This window comes from Klebsiella sp. CN_Kp100, assembly GCF_040065315.1.
GTDB classification, from domain to species: Bacteria; Pseudomonadota; Gammaproteobacteria; order Enterobacterales; family Enterobacteriaceae; genus Klebsiella; species Klebsiella oxytoca.
The window spans coordinates 159343-177388 of the sequence record NZ_JBEAIJ010000002.1 but is presented as its reverse complement, the minus strand read 5'-3'; the positions used below and the strand labels follow the sequence as shown (position 1 = coordinate 177388).

Below are 18046 nucleotides of genomic sequence, written 5' to 3'. Positions count from 1 at the left end.
AGAAGTAATGGCAACTATTAAAGATGTAGCGAAACGCGCAAACGTTTCCACTACAACAGTATCACATGTAATTAACAAAACCCGATTCGTAGCGGAAGAGACGCGCAATGCGGTATGGGCGGCCATTAAGGAGCTGCATTACTCCCCCAGCGCCGTTGCTCGTAGCCTGAAGGTCAATCACACCAAGTCTATTGGTCTGCTGGCGACCAGCAGCGAAGCGGCTTATTTCGCCGAGATTATCGAAGCAGTCGAGAAAAACTGCTTCCAGAAGGGCTATACCCTTATCCTCGGCAACGCCTGGAACGACCCGGAGAAACAGCGCGCCTATCTGTCAATGATGGCGCAGAAGCGCGTTGATGGCCTGCTGGTGATGTGCTCCGAGTATCCGGAATCGGTATTAAGCATGCTGGAAGAGTATCGCCACATCCCGATGGTGGTCATGGACTGGGGCGAGGCAAAAGCCGACTTTACTGATTCGGTCGTCGATAACGCCTTCGAAGGCGGCTATATTGCCGGACGCTACCTGGTTGAACGCGGCCACCGCGATATCGGCGTGATCCCAGGCCCACTGGAGCGTAACACCGGTGCGGGCCGGCTGGCAGGCTTTATGAAAGCCATGGAAGAAGCGCAGATCGGCGTTCCGGAAAACTGGATTGTCCAGGGCGATTTTGAACCGGAGTCCGGCTATCGCGCCATGCAGCAAATTCTCAACCAGCATCCTCGCCCGACGGCTATTTTCTGCGGCGGCGATATTATGGCCATGGGCGCCATCTGCGCGGCGGATGAAATGGGGCTGCGCGTGCCGCAGGATATTTCGCTGATCGGTTATGATAACGTGCGCAACGCCCGCTACTTCAGCCCGGCGCTGACCACCATCCATCAGCCTAAAGACTCTCTGGGCGAAGCGGCCTTTAATATGCTGCTGGATCGCATCGTCAATAAGCGCGAAGTCTCGCAGTCGATTGAAGTCCATCCGCGTCTGGTCGAGCGCCGCTCTGTGGCCGACGGCCCGTTTGTCGATTACCGCCGTTAACCTTTCCTGCGGCGTCGGTTATTCCGGCGCCCGCAGCCACTCCCGATTCAGCGTTTCGCTATCGCCAAGATAATCCAGCAGCCATAACAGGGCCGGAGAGGCATCGCTTTGCTGCCACGTCAGACAGCAGGCAGCATCCGGGAATGGGTTCTCCAGCTCCAGCGCCATCCATTCACCGCTATCGAGCCACGGCTTTGCTAAATGCCCGGGCACCATCCCGACGCACAGCCCCGCGGAGAGACAGGTTTCAGAGGCATCCCAGTCCGGCACAACCACCCTCTTCTGGTTATCGAGCAGCCAGGTGGTCCGCTTCGGCAGCGAGCGTGAGGTATCCTCTCTGACCAGCGATGGCCAGTTGCGCAGGACGTCATCGCTTAAAGGTCCCGTCATTTTGGCCAGCGGATGGTGGCTTGCGACGACGCAGTCCCAGCTCAGCATTCCCATATCCCGAAAGGCGTAGCGGCCCCCAACCGGAATTGAGCGCGTTGCGCCGATCGCCAGCTCCACGCGACCGTCGGCCAGCGCATCCCAGACGCCGTTGAACACCTCCTGAAAAACAATCAGCTCAACGTCATCAAAGTGACGATAGAAATCAACGATCATCTGCCGCATACGCGTTGGCTTAACGATATTATCCACCGCGATAGAGAGCTGTCCGCGCCAGCCGTTGGCTATCTGCTGACACTGCTGGCGGGTGATCTGCATTTTTTTGATAACAGATCGCCCTTCCTGCAAAAACCAAACGCCGGCAGGGGTTAGCTCGACATCCCGATGGCGGCGTTCAAATAGCGGCACCGCCAGCCACTCTTCCAGCTGACGCACTGTATAGCTGACGGCCGAAGGGACGCGGTGCAATTCCTGCGCAGCGGCGCTAAAGCTGCCGTTGCGGGCGACAGCATCGACAACTTCAAGCGAGTATTCAGACCACATTTTCTGCCTGCAAAATTTTTGAATTCACCTGACAAATATTAGCGTTTCACAAGCCTGAATGCACTCCCTACACTCTGCGCCATCGTACCTGCATCACTAAAAAGAGAATGATATGCAACAACCTGGGAAAGGATTTTTAGTCTGGCTGGCCGGACTCAGCGTTCTGGGCTTTCTGGCCACCGATATGTACCTGCCGGCTTTTGCGGCCATGCAGCAAGATCTGCATACCTCAGCGGCGTCGATCAGCGCCAGCCTGAGTCTGTTTCTCGCGGGCTTTGCGCTGGGCCAGCTTTTCTGGGGGCCCATCTCCGATCGTTACGGCCGTAAACCGGTGCTGTTGAGCGGACTGGCCATCTTTGCCATCGGCTGTCTGGGCATGCTTTGGGTCCGTGATGCTACGCTGATGCTGGCGCTGCGTTTTATCCAGGCTCTGGGGGTTTGCGCCGCCGCGGTGACCTGGCAGGCCATGGTGACCGATTATTATCCTGCCCAAAAAACCAACCGCATTTTCGCCGCCATTATGCCCCTGGTGGGATTATCGCCTGCGCTGGCGCCGCTGCTCGGCAGCTGGTTACTGGTTCATTTTGAATGGCAGGCTATTTTTGCCGTTCTGTTCGCCATTACCCTGCTGTTAATGCTGCCAGCCCTGCGCCTGAAGGCGGCGAAAAAAAGGATCGTCAGCGCCCAGCAGAAGCTTACGTTCCTCGCCCTGCTGCGTTCGCGGGAATATAGCGGCAACGTGCTGATCTACGCCGCCTGTTCCGCCAGCTTCTTTGCCTGGCTGACGGGGTCGCCGTTTATCCTTCACGAGATGGGCTACGGCCCGACCGTTATCGGCCTGAGCTATGTTCCGCAAACCATCGCGTTTCTGGTAGGTGGCTACGGCTGCCGGGCGGCGCTGCAAAAATGGCAGGGCCAGCAAATTCTGCCGTGGCTGCTGGCGATCTTCGCCGTCAGCGTGGCCGCAACCTGGCTGGTTGGCCTGCGGGAAAATGCAACCCTGGTGGGATTAATGATTCCGTTCTGCGCCATGGCAGTGGTGAATGGCGGTATCTATCCTATCGTCGTCGCCCAGGCGCTGAAGCCCTTCCCTGAGGCGACAGGCCGCGCCGCGGCGTTGCAAAACACCCTGCAGCTTGGCCTCTGTTTTTTGACCAGCCTGCTGGTCTCCACGCTGATCGCCACTCCGCTGCTAACGACCACCAGCGTGATGCTGGTCTCCATCGTGCTGGCCGGAATCGGCTACCGCATGCAGCATAAGGCCGCGCATCTGGAAACAGAATCGTCACATGCTTAAGGTATTCTGCTGATAGTTGCCAGATCCAGTAGTTAGCTTGCTAAGATATTTTTGTTGAAAGCCTGTTTTTAGCGGCCTATACTGGATCCGGCATCACATAAATAGAAAGATTAGTTGATTTTTAACGGGAGCAGGATGCATCCCGTTTTACCATGGAAGGCCTTTCGGCAAGGGTTATCTCCCTTCCTCTGTTCTACGTCGGATAGCAGCCTTACGGATTATCCGTGAGATTTCTCACAAAGCCAAAAAAGCGTCTACGCTGTTTTAAGGTTCTGATCACTTGGGCGTGATGGAGAAGCTATGAGTTCATCGTGTATAGAAGAAGTAAGTGTACCAAATGATGACTGGTACCGAATCGCAGCTGAATTATTAAGCCGTGCGGGCATTGAAATTAATGGTCCTGCGCCCTCCGATTTGCGGATTAAAAACCCTCATTTTTTTAAACGCGTTTTGCAGGAAGGGTCGCTGGGTTTAGGCGAGAGCTATATGGACGGCTGGTGGGATTGCGAGCGGCTGGATATATTTTTCCATAAAGTATTACGCGCCGGTCTGGAAAATCAGCTTCCCCATCATTTCAAAGATACCCTGCGTATCGCCACTGCACGCTTATTCAATCTGCAAAGTAAAAAACGGTCCTGGATTGTCGGGAAAGAGCATTACGATTTAGGCAACGATCTGTTCAGCCGCATGCTCGATCCCTATATGCAGTATTCCTGCGCTTACTGGAAGGATGCGCAGAATCTGGAAGACGCACAGCAGGCAAAATTAGATCTCATCTGCCGTAAACTTCAGCTTGAGCCGGGGATGCGGGTGCTGGATATCGGCTGTGGCTGGGGTGGACTGGCCTACTATATGGCCAAAAATTACCAGGTCAGCGTTGTCGGCGTCACGATTTCAGCTGAGCAGCAAAAAATGGCCCAGCAGCGCTGCGCAGGTCTTGACGTTACTATCCTGCTGCAGGATTACCGCGACCTGCAAGAGAGCTTTGACCGTATCGTCTCAGTCGGCATGTTTGAACATGTCGGGCCGAAAAATTACGCCACCTACTTCGACGTGGTCGACCGGAATTTGAAACCCGAAGGCCGCTTCCTGCTGCATACTATCGGCTCGAAAAAAACCGACCATAACGTCGACCCGTGGATCGATAAATATATCTTCCCTAACGGCTGTTTGCCCTCAGTACGCCAGATTGCCGAAGCCAGCGAGCCGCATTTTGTTATGGAAGACTGGCATAATTTCGGTGCCGACTACGACACCACGCTAATGGCCTGGTATGAGCGCTTTCTGAATAGCTGGCCGGAAATTGCCGACAATTATTCGGAGCGCTTCAAACGCATGTTTAGCTATTACCTGAATGCCTGCGCCGGCGCTTTCCGCGCGCGCGATATTCAGCTCTGGCAGGTGGTTTTTTCTCGCGGTGCCGAACACGGCCTGCGCGTAGCCCGCTAAAAATTCCCCCGCTTCGGCGGGGGAATTTATTATTCGGCCGCGTTTTTCAGGGCCGCTGCTGCTTCTTTTGCCGCCAGAACGCGCTCAACGGTATCGATAACGGCCTGAGTCTGCGGATCGATCTCAATATTTACCCGGTCCCCCAGCTTTTTCACGCCAAGGGTGGTGCGCTGCAGCGTTTCCGGGATCAAATGCACGCAAAACCGGGTGGGCGTCACTTCCCCTACCGTGAGGCTAATACCATCGACGCCGATATAGCCTTTATAAAGGATATATTTCATCAGCGTCGGGTCCTGAACCTTAAACCAGATTTGGCGATTATTTTCCGACGTCAGAATTTTAACCACTTCCGCGGTGGTCATAATATGGCCTGACATCAGGTGGCCGCCAATTTCATCGCTGAATTTTGCCGCCCGCTCGACGTTAACGCTGTCGCCCTCGCGCAGCGCGCCCAGATTGGTGATGCGCAAGGTCTCTTTCATCAGGTCAAAACTCACTCGCGCGCCATCGATATCGGTGACGGTTAAACAGCAGCCGTTATGAGCTACCGAAGCCCCGGTTTCGAGCCCCGCAAGCATATGCTCAGGCAGCTCCACGACGTGGGTGCGAAAGTTGGGTTTTTCATCAATGGCCACCACTCTGGCGGTCCCCTGCACAATACCGGTAAACATATTTTGCTCCTGTATGAATTCGTAACGGTATCAAGACCGTTTTAGGCTATGACACGAACAATAACAGGTGGCAAAACAGGTTGCCAGCGCACAACGTGTTGTGCGCTTTTTTCACTGGCTAAATGGCTAATCCTCGCTACAATAGTCTGGCAAATCCCTCTGCTTTTTCTTCTTGCTGCCCCTGATGGCGGCTTTTTTAGTCCTCCAATAACAACAATATAAAGGTGTTTACGTGCAGAAGTATTTTATTGAAGCGCGTCAGTTATTAGCACTGGCTATACCCGTTATACTCGCCCAGGTCGCCCAAACCGCCATGGGCTTCGTCGATACCGTGATGGCGGGCGGCTATAGCGCCACCGATATGGCGGCCGTCGCCATCGGTACCTCCATCTGGCTGCCGGCAATCCTCTTCGGCCACGGCCTGCTGCTGGCCCTGACGCCCGTTATTGCTCAACTGAATGGTTCCGGCCGTCGCGACCGCATCGCCCACCAGGTACGCCAGGGGTTCTGGCTGGCGGGCTTCGTCTCGATCCTGGTCATGGTGGTACTGTGGAACGCTGGCTACATCATCAGCTCCATGCATAACATCGACCCGGCGATGGCGGAGAAGGCGGTCGGCTACCTACGGGCGCTGCTGTGGGGCGCGCCCGGCTATCTGTTCTTCCAGGTAGCGCGTAACCAGTGTGAAGGCCTGGCGAAAACCAAGCCGGGCATGGTAATGGGGTTTATCGGTCTGCTGGTCAACATTCCGGTGAACTACATCTTTATCTACGGTCACTTTGGCATGCCTGAGCTCGGCGGGATCGGCTGCGGCGTGGCGACGGCTTCGGTGTACTGGGTGATGTTTTTCTGCATGCTCTCCTGGGTTCGCCGCGCGCGTTCGATGCGCGATATTCATAACGCTGAGCGCTTCAGCAAACCGGATTTCGTCGTTATCCAGCGTCTGGTGCAACTGGGCCTGCCGATTGCGCTGGCGCTGTTTTTCGAAGTGACACTGTTTGCCGTCGTCGCGCTGCTGGTCTCACCGCTGGGCATTGTCGACGTGGCCGGGCACCAGATTGCCCTAAACTTCAGCTCGCTGATGTTCGTATTACCGCTCTCCCTGGCGGCGGCGGTGACCATTCGCGTCGGTTTCCGTCTCGGGCAAGGCTCGACGCTGGAGGCGCAAACGTCGGCCAGAACCGGCGTCGGGGTTGGAGTGTGTATGGCCGTGATTACGGCGGTTTTCACCATTCTGATGCGTGAGCAAATCGCCCTGTTGTATAACGATAATCCTGAGGTTGTCGCGCTGGCGTCCCAGCTGATGCTGCTCGCGGCGATCTACCAGATCTCTGACTCCATACAGGTGATCGGCAGCGGCATCCTGCGCGGTTATAAAGATACGCGTTCCATCTTCTTTATTACCTTTACCGCCTACTGGGTTCTGGGGCTGCCGAGCGGCTATCTGCTGGCTCTGACCGATATCGTGGTGCCGCGCATGGGTCCTGCTGGCTTCTGGTGCGGATTTATCATTGGCCTCACCTCCGCTGCCGTAATGATGATGCTGCGCATGCGTTTCCTGCAGCGTCAGCCTTCCAGCGTCATATTGCAGCGCGCCGCGCGCTAATCTCTGGCGGCAATTTATCGATACCTGACGGCGCTGATTCAGCGCCGTTTTCGTCTATTGATGAGCAAATCCTCTTTCGCATCAGTAAAATATAACCAATATGGATAAAACTTCTGCGATCGCGAGAAATCTGGAAGAAAAGTGACGTTTGCCTCTTGCCACAACCCCTCCCTGCCGCTAATATGCGTCCCCGTTGCCACTGCAACAATGCGTTCATAGCTCAGTTGGTTAGAGCACCACCTTGACATGGTGGGGGTCGTTGGTTCGAGTCCAATTGAACGCACCATAATGCGTTTATAGCTCAGTTGGTTAGAGCACCACCTTGACATGGTGGGGGTCGTTGGTTCGAGTCCAATTAAACGCACCATAATGCGTCCGTAGCTCAGTTGGTTAGAGCACCACCTTGACATGGTGGGGGTCGGTGGTTCGAGTCCACTCGGACGCACCATTTCACAGCGTCGTGATCTGGTGCCTTATTTCTCTCCCGCATTGAATTATCCTAAAATGACCTTCAGCATTGGCAAAACGCTATTTTCTGATTTTTCCCGGTTGCGTCCTTAATATCTTTCACGATTCCGACAACTTATTTTTGGCGCTTATGTAAAGAGGCGTAAAGCCCCGCGTCGCCCGAGTCCCCCCGTATTAACGCAGCGGTCATAAATATATCCTGCAGCAATATAAATGTTTTCGTTAGTTCCTAGCCTGTTATGCTCGCAGCCGCTTTAAACAAGCGGAACGGTAGCCGCGGCATAATTCAGATTATTTCAAAAAATATCACCGCAAACCGGTTTGACTGTTCAAAAATACCGACTAAATTTAATTGCTGAACGACAACGGATACGTAATTAAATCGTATCTACCTGACATAAACTCACAGAGGTATGAAAATATGGCAGAACATCGTGGTGGTTCCGGTAATTTCGCTGAAGACCGTGATAAAGCATCTGAAGCTGGACGTAAAGGCGGTCAGCACAGCGGTGGTAATTTTAAAAACGATCCGCAACGTGCATCTGAGGCCGGTAAAAAAGGCGGCCAAAATAGTCATGGTGGTGGACGCAAATCTGACAACTCCTGATTATTAATCGTTTCATTCTCTTGTAATTAATAAGAGTATCCTGCGGGTCTGCGGACTCGCAGTTATTCTCTAGTATTAAGGATATTCCCAATGAATATGAAGAGCATAGAAGACGTTTTTATTCATCTGTTATCGGATACTTATAGCGCAGAAAAACAATTAACCCGCGGCCTGGCTAAACTAGCCCGGGCGGCGTCAAGCGAGCAGCTTAGCGCCGCATTCAAAGCGCATCTGGAGGAGACCCAGGGGCAAATTGAACGTATCGATCAAATTGTCGAACAAGAAGCCAATATTAAAATTAAGCGCATGAAATGCGTGGCGATGGAGGGGCTTATAGAAGAAGCTAACGAGGTTATTGAGAGCACTGAGAAAAATGAAGTGCGCGATGCCGCGTTAATTGCCGCTGCGCAAAAAGTTGAACATTATGAAATTGCCAGCTACGGCACTCTCGCCACTTTAGCCCAACAACTGGGTTATAAAAAAGCGCTTAAGCTTTTAACAGAAACGTTAGAAGAAGAGAAGTCAACCGATCTGAAATTAACTGACCTTGCGGTCGGCAATATTAATAAAGAAGCACAAAATAAATAGCCAGAAAATAACCTGATATTAAGGAGTTCATTATGAATCACGTTGAACACTATCACGACTGGCTACGCGATGCGCATGCAATGGAAAAACAGGCAGAATCCATGCTGGAGTCGATGGCTGGCCGTATCGATAACTACCCCGATTTGCGCAGCAGAATTGAACAGCACGTCACCGAAACCAAGCGCCAAATTACGGTTCTGGAAGAGATTCTGGATCGTAATGATATATCGCGGTCGGTGCTGAAAGATTCAATGAGTAAAATGGCTGCGTTAGGTCAATCTATTGGCGGCATGTTCCCTTCCGATGAAATCGTTAAGGGTTCAATTAGCGGCTATGTTTTCGAACAGTTTGAAATCGCGTGTTATACCTCCCTGCTTGCCGCTGCGAAAAGAGCCGGTGACACCGCATCTATTCCCGCCATCGAATCCATTCTGGCGGAAGAGCGGGCCATGGCCGACTGGCTGCTGAAACATATCCCGCAAACAACGGAAGAGTTCCTTCTGCGCTCTGACGCAAAAGGCGTTGAAGCTAAAAAATAAGCAATAAGGATAAGAGCCTATGTTCCGACACGTTAAGCAACTTCAGTATACCGTCAGGGTCGCGGAACCTAATCCGGGGCTGGCTAATCTCCTTCTGGAGCAATTCGGCGGCCCTCAGGGCGAACTCGCCGCCGCATGCCGATATTTCACACAGGGCCTGAGCGATGACGATCCGGGTCGCAAGGATATGCTGATGGACATTGCCACCGAAGAGCTGAGCCACCTTGAAATTATCGGCTCGCTGGTAGGTATGCTCAATAAAGGGGCGAAAGGCGCCCTGGCGGAGGGTACGGAAAACGAAGCCGATCTGTACCGCTCGCTTACCGCTAACGGCAACGACAGCCATATTACCTCTTTGTTATATGGCGGAGGCACGCCGCTGACCAACTCCGCCGGCGTGCCCTGGACCGCAGCATACATTGACACCATTGGTGAACCCACCGCGGATTTACGCTCCAACGTGGCCGCCGAGGCGCGCGCTAAAATCATCTATGAGCGCCTGATAAACGTCACCGATGACCCCGGCGTGAAGGATGCGCTGGCCTTTCTGATGACCCGAGAAGCCGCCCATCAGCTCTCTTTTGAGAAGGCGCTTCAATCCATCAGAAACAACTATCCGCCGGGCAAACTACCGCCAATCACTGACTACGCCAGCACCTACTACAATATGTCAGAGGGCGATGACATTCGCGGCAGCTGGAATAGCGATCTGCACTTCGAGTATGTTGCGAATCCGCAGCCTGCAGTAGATGGCGGAGATGGCGGTGCCAGCGTTAAGCTAACGGCCGAACAAAAGGCCCTGGTGAAAACGATGGCGAAACGCACCCAATCCGACCCGGAAGGCGATCCTCTCACCGGCGCAGAACTTGGCGCGGGTAAGAAAAAGCCGTAATCAGCAACGATCGGTTGTTAATCACTTCCCCCTGCCTGGTTCGGGGGGTTGTTATGTGATGGGGTTCAGAACATGTTTGAACTCGATGCGTTTAATCTGGCAAGGCTACAGTTCGCATTTACCGTCTCTTTTCATATCCTGTTTCCGGCGATTACCATCGGACTGGCCAGCTATCTGGTGGTGCTGGAGGGGATGTGGCTGCGGACAAAAGATGACGTCTGGCGCTCGTTATATAATTTCTGGCTGAAGATTTTTGCCGTTAATTTCGGCATGGGCGTGGTATCAGGCCTGGTGATGGCCTATCAGTTCGGTACCAACTGGAGCGGTTTCTCTCAGTTTGCCGGGAGTATTACCGGTCCCCTGCTGCTGTATGAAGTCCTCACCGCGTTTTTCCTCGAAGCGGGCTTCCTGGGCGTCATGCTTTTTGGCTGGAACAAAGTCCCCCCCGGACTGCATTTTTTCACCACCTGCATGGTGGCGCTCGGCACGCTAATGTCCACCTTCTGGATCCTCGCCTCCAATAGCTGGATGCAGACGCCGCAGGGCTTTACCATTGAAAACGGTCACGTCATTCCCCAGGACTGGCTGGCGATTATTTTCAACCCATCTTTCCCGTATCGCCTGTTACACATGGCGATCGCCGCTTTTCTCAGCAGTGCGATGTTCGTGGGCGCCTCTGCCGCCTGGCACCTTCTGCGCGGGAACAATACCCCTGCCATACGTAAAATGTTCTCCATGGCGATGTGGATGGCCCTGCTGGTTGCGCCAATTCAGGCCTTCGTTGGCGATATGCACGGCCTCAATACCCTTGAGCATCAGCCGGCAAAAATCGCCGCCATAGAAGGCCACTGGGAGAATAAACCCGGCGAGGCCACCCCGCTGCTGTTGTTTGGCATACCGGATATGGAGGAAGAGCGTACCAAATACGGGCTGGAAATTCCGGCGCTTGGCAGCCTGATCCTGACCCATAGCCTGGATAAGCAGGTCCCGGCGCTGAAAGATTTTCCGAAAGAGAATCGGCCAAACTCCCTCATCGTTTTCTGGTCGTTCCGTATCATGGTGGGTATGGGCGTGCTGATGATTGCCCTCGGCGTCTGGAGCCTGTGGCTTCGCTATCGGCAGCGTCTTTTCCACTCTCGCGCCTTCCAGTGGTGCGCCCTGGCGATGGGGCCGGCAGGACTGCTGGCGCTGTTGGCCGGCTGGATCACGACCGAAGCGGGACGTCAGCCCTGGGTCATTTATGGTTTTTTACGAACCCGGGATGCGGTATCGCTGCACAGCACGGCGCAAATGGTCGTCAGCCTGCTGGTCTTTATCGTGGTGTACTGTTCGGTCTTTGGCGTCGGTTATTACTACATTGTCCGGCTTATTAAGAAAGGGCCGCAGCCCGTCAGCGAATTGACATCGTCAACGTCCGGCACGCCGGCTCGCCCCCTTTCTGCCGCAGAAGCCGTGCCTGAAGAGGAGACTCGCTAATGGGCATCGATATCCCCGTTATCTGGTTTGTCATCATTGTATTCGCCACATTGATGTATATCGTTATGGACGGCTTCGATCTTGGCATCGGAATTTTATTCGGCTTTGTACCGAATGCTCAAGAACGCGACGTGATGATGAATAGCGTCGCCCCGGTGTGGGATGGCAATGAGACATGGCTGGTGCTGGGCGGCGCGGGGCTATTTGGCGCCTTTCCCCTGGCCTACGCCGTTATCACCGATGCGCTGGCTATCCCGCTCACCGCCATGCTCATTGGCCTGATCTTCCGCGGCGTCGCCTTTGAGTTCCGCTTCAAGGCCACCCCCTCGCATCAAAAGTTCTGGGACTACTCTTTTGTCAGCGGCTCCCTGCTGGCGACCTTTAGCCAGGGGATGGTGGTAGGCGCGGTCATCAACGGTTTTGAGGTCGCCGACCGCAGGTTTGCCGGCTCGGCGCTCGACTGGCTGACGCCCTTTAGCCTGTTCTGCGGCTTAGGGCTGGTCGTCGCGTATATGCTGCTTGGTACGACCTGGCTGATTATGAAAAGCGAAGGCGCCCTACAACAGCGCATGCGTGAGCTGACTCGCCACACGCTTCTGGCGCTGATGGCGGTCATCGCCGTTGTGAGCGTCTGGACGCCGCTGGGCTGGCCCTCCGTGGCTGAGCGCTGGTTTACCCTGCCTAATTTCTACTGGTTTGTACCCGTTCCTGTACTGGTCATTGCCTTAAGCCTGTGGATCTGGCGGTTAAGCGCCCATCCTGGTAGCCATGCCCGCCCTTTCCTGCTTACGCTTGGGCTCATTTTTCTTGGCTTTAGTGGTCTGGGTATCAGTCTCTGGCCCAACATCATCCCTCCGCATATTACGCTGTGGGAAGCCTCCGCGCCGCCCGCCAGCCAGCTCTTTATGCTGGTAGGGACCCTGCTTATCATTCCTGTGATTTTGGTTTACACCGCATGGAGCTACTACGTATTCCGCGGCAAAGTTTCCGGCACTGAAGGCTATCACTGAGGTGCGCTATGGCGGACTGGCATACGCGAGCCATCATTTATCAGATTGATTCAGCCCTGTTTTACGATCTCAACGGCGATGGCTGCGGCGATATCGCCGGAATGACGGCGAAGCTGCGCTATATTCGCCGAATGGGCGCGACGGTGATCTGGATAACGCCCTTCTACCTGACGCCTTTTCTGGATGAGGGTTACGATGTCAGCGATCATCTGCAGGTCGATCCGCGCTTTGGACAACTGGCGGATATCATTGCCTTTATCGAGCAGGCCCGTGAACTAGGGATGCAGGTCATTATTGAATTGCTGATTCAACATACCTCTGACGCGCACCCCTGGTTTCAACAAGCGCGCCGCAGTCGACGCTCGCCGTTTCGCGACTATTACCTGTGGTCAGACAACGATGATGATGATACGCCGCCGATGTTCCCCGGCGTCGAAGAGAGCATCTGGTCCTGGGATGCTGAGGCCGGGCAATATTATCGGCATATGTTTTATCGTCATGAACCGGATCTCAACCTGGCCTCGCCAGCGGTCATCAAAGAGGTCGAAAATATCGTCATTTTTTGGCTAAAGCTGGGGGTGTCCGGCTTTCGCCTCGATGCGGCCTCACATCTGACTAAGCAGGCCGGACGCGGCGAGGAGAAACGCGGGCTGTGGCTTCTCGAACATCTACGCCGCCTGATTGAACGGCACAACCCGCAGGCCATACTGCTCGGCGAAGTCGACGTTGAGGTGGCGGAGTATCGCGACTATTTTGGCGATAATAATCGACTTAATATGGTGCTTAACTTCTGGTTGAACAAAAATTTTTACGTCAGTCTCGCGAGTAAGAACGCCCGTCCGCTGATCGACGCCATCACGAAAACCATCGTGCCGCCCGACGCCTGCTGCTTCGCCAACTGGCTACGTAATCACGATGAACTGGATCTTGAAGGGGTAGGCCGCAAGAAAAAGCAAACCGTGATGGATGCCTTCGCCCCGGATAAGGAGATGAACGTTTACCAGCGCGGTATCCGCCGTCGGCTGGCCCCCATGCTGAACGGCGATCGGCGGCGGCTGGCGCTCTGTCATGCCGTACTCTTTTCGCTCCCCGGCGTACCGATAATGCGCTACGGGGATGAAATTGGGATGGGTGACAATCTGGCCCTGGAAGAGCGCTACGCGGTGCGCACGCCGATGCAATGGGCCGGCTCAGCGGGCGGCGGTTTCTCCGCAGCCGATCCTGCTACTTTTGTCGCTCCATTGATCGATAAGGGGCCGTTTCGCTATCAGAAGGTCAACGTCGCTGATTCGCTGCTGCACCGCCATTCCCTTCTGCATCGCATTATAGATATCGCCAATACGCGGTGCGAGTTTCCGGAAATCGCCGTTGCGCCTTTTCGCATTATCGGCATCGATCGGCAGGCGATTCTGGGGATTTGCTACGATGCCGACCAACGCCGCGTCATCACCTTTCTTAATTTCAGCGACAAGCGCGTGCGCTTCACCGCGAAAGAGATTGCCGAGGGCGTCTGGACGCCCTGCCTGGCCGACAAAACCTATGCTGACGACCTTGTAGCGGGTAAACGCGTTGAGCTGGAGATTGGCGCCTATGGCTACCGATGGTTCTGGACCAACAGTAGCGCGCTGCGTTAGCGTTTTTTACGCGAGATAAACCATTTTGCCAACAACCATCCCGCCGCTGCCGCGCCGCCGAGTAGCGCTTTTCCCGGCACGCCGGAGGTGATGGCGGCGGCGCGATACTTCGCCTCTGAGGAAAAACGCCCGTGGGTTTTATGCAGTCCGCTGACCGGCTGTTGTAGATAATCCTGCCGGTCAGCGACATTCCTGTGCCGGGTCATTTGCCCTTCCCATGCTTTATTAACCATCAGTCGATCGAGGAAGCCGGGGAAGAGAAATTGCCCAACGATAGACTGGATTGTGCTGCTCCCCACCCAGAGTTCACGCACGGGCCTGCGTGCAACGTTGAAGATAGCCTCTGCGGCCACCTCCGGCTGATAGACGGGGGGCACCGGGCGCATCGCCCAGGCAAACTTATTGCGCGCCCACTCAAACTGCGGCGTATTCAGGCCAGGCATCTGTACCATTGAGATACTCACGCCGCTCTTTTCATGCATCAGTTCCGTGCGAACCGCATCGGTAAAGCCCCGAATCGCGGCCTTCGCCCCGCAGTAGGCGGACTGTAGCGGAATGGAGCGATAGGCCAGCGCGGAACCGACCTGGATAATGATGCCGCGATCGCGGGGCGTCATTAGCTCCAGCGCGGCGCGGGTGCCGTTGACGTAACCAAGATAGGTGACTTCGGTGACCCGCGAAAATTCATCGTGGGTCATCGTCCTGAAAGGCGCCAGCACCGCGCACATGGCGTTATTGACCCACACCTCGATAGCCCCTAATTGCTTTTCGATCTCGCAGGCGGCAGTGTTAATCGCATCCGCATCAGCGACATCGGCCTGAACGACATGCACCCGAACGCCAAACTGCCGCAGCGCCTGTTGCGTCGCTTCAAGGCTTTGACGATCGCGGGCGATAATTCCCACGTCATAGCCTGCCCGCGCAAAGCGAACAGCCGTTGCTTTGCCGACGCCCGCAGTACCGCCGGTGATCGTCATGACCGCCATAGAACCTCCGCCATGAAAGTGTTATTCGCCCTGCCAGCCGGGCAGTTTCTCCATCAGCATCGCCAGCGAGTAGCGTACGGATTTCTCAACGACATCCTGGCAGCCGCCGGAAAACAGCACCTTCTGCGCGTCGATTGCGCCGCGAAAATTCCATGCGAACCAGACGGTTCCCGCAGGCGTCCCGTCCTCGCCGCCGTCCGGCCCAGCGTATCCGCTTATCGCGATGCTGATATCCGCTCCGGAACACTCCAGCGCGCCCGCCGACATCTCTTCCACGGCCTGTCGACTGACGGCGCTATACTTTTCCAGCGTCGAAGCCTTAACGCCGAGAAGTTTTTGCTTCGCACGGTCGCTAAAGGTGATTAAACCAATATCGTAAAACGCAGCCGTATCCTCCTCCGCGCACAGCGCTGCCGCCAGGCTTCCCCCGGTACACGACTCAGCGGTGGTTAAGCGTAAACGACGGTCGGTCAATGCGATGGCGACTTGTTTGGTCAGCTCACCTGTGGTTTTCGCCTGGTTATAAGGATTATTCGCCATAAAGATACCTTCTTAACTTTCAGCAGGAATAATAGAAATATGTCCGTTCCTTTCCAGTATGGCAAATTTGATTTTACTTAATTCCGTAATACCCTGATTCTGCCGTGCGGCCACAAGAATATCATCGCAGGAGACATCCACTTTTTTGAGTTTATCAATTAACGGAACGCCGTTTTCAACTAAAATTACCGGGCAGCCATCAAGCGCTGACTCGGCGCCAGCCATATATTTTTTCATTAAGCCGAACAGCATATCCACCACCACCAGCGTGATAATCGTCAGCATGGCGCCGGTAACCGAAAAGTCGTTCCCCAGCAGCGCCTGTTGTGTCGCTTCGCTGATGATAAGTAATAAAATCAGATCAAAACTGGTCATTTGTAATAGCGCCCGGCGTCCGGCGATTTTAAAAACCACCAGCAAAATTAAATAAATGGCCAGCGCCCGCAACACCATCTCCATCACGTTCTCCTAAGGATAAATAAATTGCCAGAAGCGAATTTCGGGTTCGCTATTAAGCTGTAAAGCGTGGTTCAGCTTGCCGGGAGCGGTGGGCGTAACGTAGAGCCATATGGAAAAATTTTCCATACTTTTCAAATTATTATATACCAAAAAGAGTCGATCATCCTTACTGTACATACTATCTGGCTGGGGCCAGATAGTATTGGTTTCGAGCGATGAAGTAAAATCACCGCCAAGGCTAAAAACATATTTATTGGCGACGCGCGAATGGGCAGTAATTTTTAGTCGGAACTCAGTTTGCAAACGGCCAAAACGCTCATAAACCACGGTTAAATTTTGCTGGGCATTTGTTTTTTCAGCACGGCTCAAATAGCCGGTGGAAAAAATCCCCGCCAGCGCTGCGAAGATGATTAATAATAATATCCCGAACCCGATCTTACGAGCAGCACATTCAAAATTAAGAAAAAGTTCACTCTCTTTTATCCCGGGCAGCTTCTCTTTTTCACTGACCATTTTTCACCTCACCGTTGCGCTTATCATCGCGGCGCCAGCTTAAGGAATAGCAATCAGGTTTAATATGTCAAGTTCATCGCGGCAAACCAGGAATATTAGCAAAACAAAAATACCGTGCATTATTCATTGCGCCGCTTCTCCCCTCCCCACGCTCAGACCCGAACGGTCTTGCCGACCCGGCGGTCCGCGTCGCGAACTCACCTTCAACGGATACGCAAACCGTAGCACGCGGATAGCGCAGGAAAAATTTATTGTGAGTCAGGTCATGTTTTATAACAAGGCGGTTGACCCGGCCGGTCAGCAAAAATATTTTATGCCCATGTGATATCGATTTCATAACCATCATGGCAACCATAAAAGACGTAGCAGAAAAAGCAGGTCTGTCGGTGACGACGGTCTCCCGCTTCCTGAACAATCATCCTTATATCGCTGAAGATAAAAAGGAAAAAATTCTCGCGGCGATGAAAGAGCTCGATTACGAGCCAAGCACCGTCGCGCAGCAGATGCGCGGCGTGAAAACCCACCGCATTGGCGTACTCATTTCGAGGATCACTAACCCCTTTTTCGCCAGCCTGGTGGACGCTCTCGAAGTCACCGCGCGTAAACACGGCTACTCAGTACTGATCGTTCAGAACCACAATAGCGCGGGCGAAGAGGAGAACTGTCTCGATCTGCTGAAGAAAAAGATCATCGACGGCCTTATCTTGTGCGCCGTCGAAAGTGATAAGGACGTGATCGAGCAATATCAGAAATATGGTCCGATCCTGCTGTGCAACACCAGCATCGATAACACGACTCTGCCCGTGGTCAGAATGGACGATGAACTGGCGACCTATCGCGCCGTCAGTTGGCTGCTGCATAAAGGGTATAGAAGAATCGCCTACTCTACCGGCGGCGCATTCCAGCAAAAGGGCCACGGTAGCAGAAGGAACCGCGGCTTTATTGCCGCCATGCAGCAGGGGCAGCAGCCGATTGACGAGCGGCTGGTTTTCCGCCACGTCCACACCTGGCGCGACGGGCAGCGTCTGGCTGAGCAGATCCTACAGTTGGCAAAAAGCGAACGTCCCGATGCAATTTTCGCCGGCAGCGATGAAGTCGCCTGCGGCTTAATTTCTGCGCTCTCGGCCAACGGCATCAGCGTTCCCGGCGAACTGGCGGTCATGGGCTTTGATAACCTTCCGGTGGCGGAGATGGTGCATATTCCGCTCACTACCGTTAGCCAACCCATTGAGCAACTGGGCCGCATCTCGGTAGAACGCCTGCTGGCCCTGATCAACAACACGCACTATCGCTATGACGAGGAAGACCTGAAATCGGAACTGGTCATCCGGGCCTCGGCGTAATTTTT

18 protein-coding genes and 3 tRNA genes are annotated in these 18046 nt (G+C 54.2%); 15 read left to right on the top strand and 6 right to left on the bottom strand.

Features of this window, described 5'->3' with window-relative positions; genetic code table 11:
• The first annotated feature begins 7 nt into the window (after positions 1 to 7).
• Positions 8 to 1033 (top strand): HTH-type transcriptional repressor PurR, encoded by a 1026-nt coding sequence (gene purR, locus ABLV12_RS02895; RefSeq protein ID WP_004102700.1) that lies wholly within the window; start codon positions 8 to 10, stop codon positions 1031 to 1033.
• Between the two features lie 18 nt (positions 1034 to 1051).
• On the opposite strand, the gene punR is transcribed toward purR, so the two are convergent.
• Positions 1052 to 1963, bottom strand: coding sequence for a DNA-binding transcriptional activator PunR (punR, locus tag ABLV12_RS02890; protein WP_064356088.1), 912 nt, complete (start codon positions 1961 to 1963; stop codon positions 1052 to 1054).
• Positions 1964 to 2075: 112 nt separating this feature from the next.
• Here punR and punC point away from each other — a divergent pair, with 112 nt between their 5' ends.
• Positions 2076 to 3260, top strand: a complete 1185-nt coding sequence (gene punC, locus ABLV12_RS02885) for a purine nucleoside transporter PunC (protein ID WP_004102704.1) — start codon at positions 2076 to 2078, stop codon at positions 3258 to 3260.
• 300 nt (positions 3261 to 3560) lie between these two features.
• Positions 3561 to 4709: a cyclopropane fatty acyl phospholipid synthase gene (cfa, locus tag ABLV12_RS02880; protein ID WP_004113452.1), complete on the top strand. Its 1149-nt coding sequence runs from the start codon at positions 3561 to 3563 to the stop codon at positions 4707 to 4709.
• 29 nt (positions 4710 to 4738) lie between these two features.
• Here the strand turns inward: cfa and ABLV12_RS02875 are convergent, their stop codons facing one another.
• Complete coding sequence (locus tag ABLV12_RS02875; protein ID WP_004113453.1) at positions 4739 to 5380, bottom strand: riboflavin synthase; 642 nt, start codon at positions 5378 to 5380, stop codon at positions 4739 to 4741.
• A gap of 232 nt (positions 5381 to 5612) precedes the next feature.
• Between ABLV12_RS02875 and mdtK the strand changes: the two genes are divergently transcribed.
• The 11 genes from mdtK to ABLV12_RS02820 all read left to right on the top strand — a co-directional run bounded on the left by mdtK (position 5613) and on the right by ABLV12_RS02820 (position 14200).
• Positions 5613 to 6986 carry an MdtK family multidrug efflux MATE transporter gene (gene mdtK, locus ABLV12_RS02870; RefSeq protein ID WP_017145742.1) on the top strand — a complete coding sequence of 458 codons (1374 nt, stop codon included), beginning with the start codon at positions 5613 to 5615 and terminating at the stop codon, positions 6984 to 6986.
• Positions 6987 to 7195: 209 nt separating this feature from the next.
• A tRNA-Val gene (locus ABLV12_RS02865) sits at positions 7196 to 7272 on the top strand.
• A 4-nt stretch (positions 7273 to 7276) separates the two neighbouring features.
• Positions 7277 to 7353 (top strand) — tRNA-Val (locus tag ABLV12_RS02860).
• 4 nt (positions 7354 to 7357) lie between these two features.
• Positions 7358 to 7434 (top strand) — tRNA-Val (locus ABLV12_RS02855).
• Between the two features lie 441 nt (positions 7435 to 7875).
• Complete coding sequence (locus tag ABLV12_RS02850) at positions 7876 to 8061, top strand: general stress protein (protein ID WP_004136767.1); 186 nt, start codon at positions 7876 to 7878, stop codon at positions 8059 to 8061.
• A 90-nt stretch (positions 8062 to 8151) separates the two neighbouring features.
• On the top strand, positions 8152 to 8649 hold the full coding sequence (locus ABLV12_RS02845) for a ferritin-like domain-containing protein (RefSeq protein ID WP_348866765.1): 498 nt from the start codon (positions 8152 to 8154) through the stop codon (positions 8647 to 8649).
• A gap of 32 nt (positions 8650 to 8681) precedes the next feature.
• On the top strand, positions 8682 to 9188 hold the full coding sequence (locus ABLV12_RS02840) for a ferritin-like domain-containing protein (RefSeq protein ID WP_004102713.1): 507 nt from the start codon (positions 8682 to 8684) through the stop codon (positions 9186 to 9188).
• A gap of 19 nt (positions 9189 to 9207) precedes the next feature.
• Entirely contained in the window at positions 9208 to 10080 is an 873-nt protein-coding gene (locus ABLV12_RS02835; RefSeq protein ID WP_017145741.1) for a manganese catalase family protein, read from the top strand.
• A 72-nt stretch (positions 10081 to 10152) separates the two neighbouring features.
• The gene (locus tag ABLV12_RS02830; RefSeq protein WP_024274275.1) at positions 10153 to 11556 is read left to right on the top strand and encodes a cytochrome ubiquinol oxidase subunit I; all 1404 of its coding nucleotides are present in this window, start codon (positions 10153 to 10155) and stop codon (positions 11554 to 11556) included.
• Complete coding sequence (cydB, locus tag ABLV12_RS02825) at positions 11556 to 12566, top strand: cytochrome d ubiquinol oxidase subunit II (protein ID WP_004102716.1); 1011 nt, start codon at positions 11556 to 11558, stop codon at positions 12564 to 12566. Before ABLV12_RS02830 ends, cydB begins: the two co-directional genes overlap by 1 nt.
• An 8-nt stretch (positions 12567 to 12574) precedes the next feature.
• The gene (locus ABLV12_RS02820; protein WP_004102717.1) at positions 12575 to 14200 is read left to right on the top strand and encodes an alpha-amylase family protein; all 1626 of its coding nucleotides are present in this window, start codon (positions 12575 to 12577) and stop codon (positions 14198 to 14200) included.
• Here the strand turns inward: ABLV12_RS02820 and ABLV12_RS02815 are convergent.
• Genes ABLV12_RS02815 through ABLV12_RS02800 form a run of 4 tightly spaced genes read right to left on the bottom strand, consistent with a single transcriptional unit; the run spans position 14197 to position 16698 of the window.
• Positions 14197 to 15186, bottom strand: a complete 990-nt coding sequence (locus ABLV12_RS02815; RefSeq protein WP_004102718.1) for an SDR family oxidoreductase — start codon at positions 15184 to 15186, stop codon at positions 14197 to 14199. The genes ABLV12_RS02820 and ABLV12_RS02815 overlap by 4 nt on opposite strands.
• A 21-nt stretch (positions 15187 to 15207) precedes the next feature.
• Positions 15208 to 15726, bottom strand: a complete 519-nt coding sequence (locus tag ABLV12_RS02810; protein WP_004102720.1) for a 2-oxo-tetronate isomerase — start codon at positions 15724 to 15726, stop codon at positions 15208 to 15210.
• Positions 15727 to 15738: 12 nt separating this feature from the next.
• Positions 15739 to 16185, bottom strand: a complete 447-nt coding sequence (locus tag ABLV12_RS02805) for a YetF domain-containing protein (RefSeq protein ID WP_348866764.1) — start codon at positions 16183 to 16185, stop codon at positions 15739 to 15741.
• Between the two features lie 9 nt (positions 16186 to 16194).
• On the bottom strand, positions 16195 to 16698 hold the full coding sequence (locus ABLV12_RS02800) for a hypothetical protein (RefSeq protein WP_017145739.1): 504 nt from the start codon (positions 16696 to 16698) through the stop codon (positions 16195 to 16197).
• A gap of 344 nt (positions 16699 to 17042) precedes the next feature.
• On the opposite strand from ABLV12_RS02800, the gene ABLV12_RS02795 reads away from it, so the two are divergent.
• Positions 17043 to 18041, top strand: coding sequence for a LacI family DNA-binding transcriptional regulator (locus tag ABLV12_RS02795; RefSeq protein WP_070555962.1), 999 nt, complete (start codon positions 17043 to 17045; stop codon positions 18039 to 18041).
• The last annotated feature ends 5 nt before the right edge of the window (positions 18042 to 18046 follow it).

Bases quoted from the DNA above. Each gene is read 5' to 3' on its own strand.
- ABLV12_RS02845 (WP_348866765.1), top strand. From the start codon at position 8,152: ATGAATATGAAGAGCATAGAAGACGTTTTTATTCATCTGTTATCGGAT.
- ABLV12_RS02795 (WP_070555962.1), top strand. From the start codon at position 17,043: ATGGCAACCATAAAAGACGTAGCAGAAAAAGCAGGTCTGTCGGTGACG.
- punC (WP_004102704.1), top strand. From the start codon at position 2,076: ATGCAACAACCTGGGAAAGGATTTTTAGTCTGGCTGGCCGGACTCAGC.
- ABLV12_RS02820 (WP_004102717.1), top strand. From the start codon at position 12,575: ATGGCGGACTGGCATACGCGAGCCATCATTTATCAGATTGATTCAGCC.
- cydB (WP_004102716.1), top strand. From the start codon at position 11,556: ATGGGCATCGATATCCCCGTTATCTGGTTTGTCATCATTGTATTCGCC.
- ABLV12_RS02830 (WP_024274275.1), top strand. From the start codon at position 10,153: ATGTTTGAACTCGATGCGTTTAATCTGGCAAGGCTACAGTTCGCATTT.
- cfa (WP_004113452.1), top strand. From the start codon at position 3,561: ATGAGTTCATCGTGTATAGAAGAAGTAAGTGTACCAAATGATGACTGG.
- punR (WP_064356088.1), bottom strand. From the start codon at position 1,963: ATGTGGTCTGAATACTCGCTTGAAGTTGTCGATGCTGTCGCCCGCAAC.
- ABLV12_RS02835 (WP_017145741.1), top strand. From the start codon at position 9,208: ATGTTCCGACACGTTAAGCAACTTCAGTATACCGTCAGGGTCGCGGAA.
- ABLV12_RS02805 (WP_348866764.1), bottom strand. From the start codon at position 16,185: ATGGAGATGGTGTTGCGGGCGCTGGCCATTTATTTAATTTTGCTGGTG.
- ABLV12_RS02810 (WP_004102720.1), bottom strand. From the start codon at position 15,726: ATGGCGAATAATCCTTATAACCAGGCGAAAACCACAGGTGAGCTGACC.
- ABLV12_RS02850 (WP_004136767.1), top strand. From the start codon at position 7,876: ATGGCAGAACATCGTGGTGGTTCCGGTAATTTCGCTGAAGACCGTGAT.
- ABLV12_RS02815 (WP_004102718.1), bottom strand. From the start codon at position 15,186: ATGGCGGTCATGACGATCACCGGCGGTACTGCGGGCGTCGGCAAAGCA.
- ABLV12_RS02840 (WP_004102713.1), top strand. From the start codon at position 8,682: ATGAATCACGTTGAACACTATCACGACTGGCTACGCGATGCGCATGCA.
- ABLV12_RS02800 (WP_017145739.1), bottom strand. From the start codon at position 16,698: ATGGTCAGTGAAAAAGAGAAGCTGCCCGGGATAAAAGAGAGTGAACTT.
- purR (WP_004102700.1), top strand. From the start codon at position 8: ATGGCAACTATTAAAGATGTAGCGAAACGCGCAAACGTTTCCACTACA.
- ABLV12_RS02875 (WP_004113453.1), bottom strand. From the start codon at position 5,380: ATGTTTACCGGTATTGTGCAGGGGACCGCCAGAGTGGTGGCCATTGAT.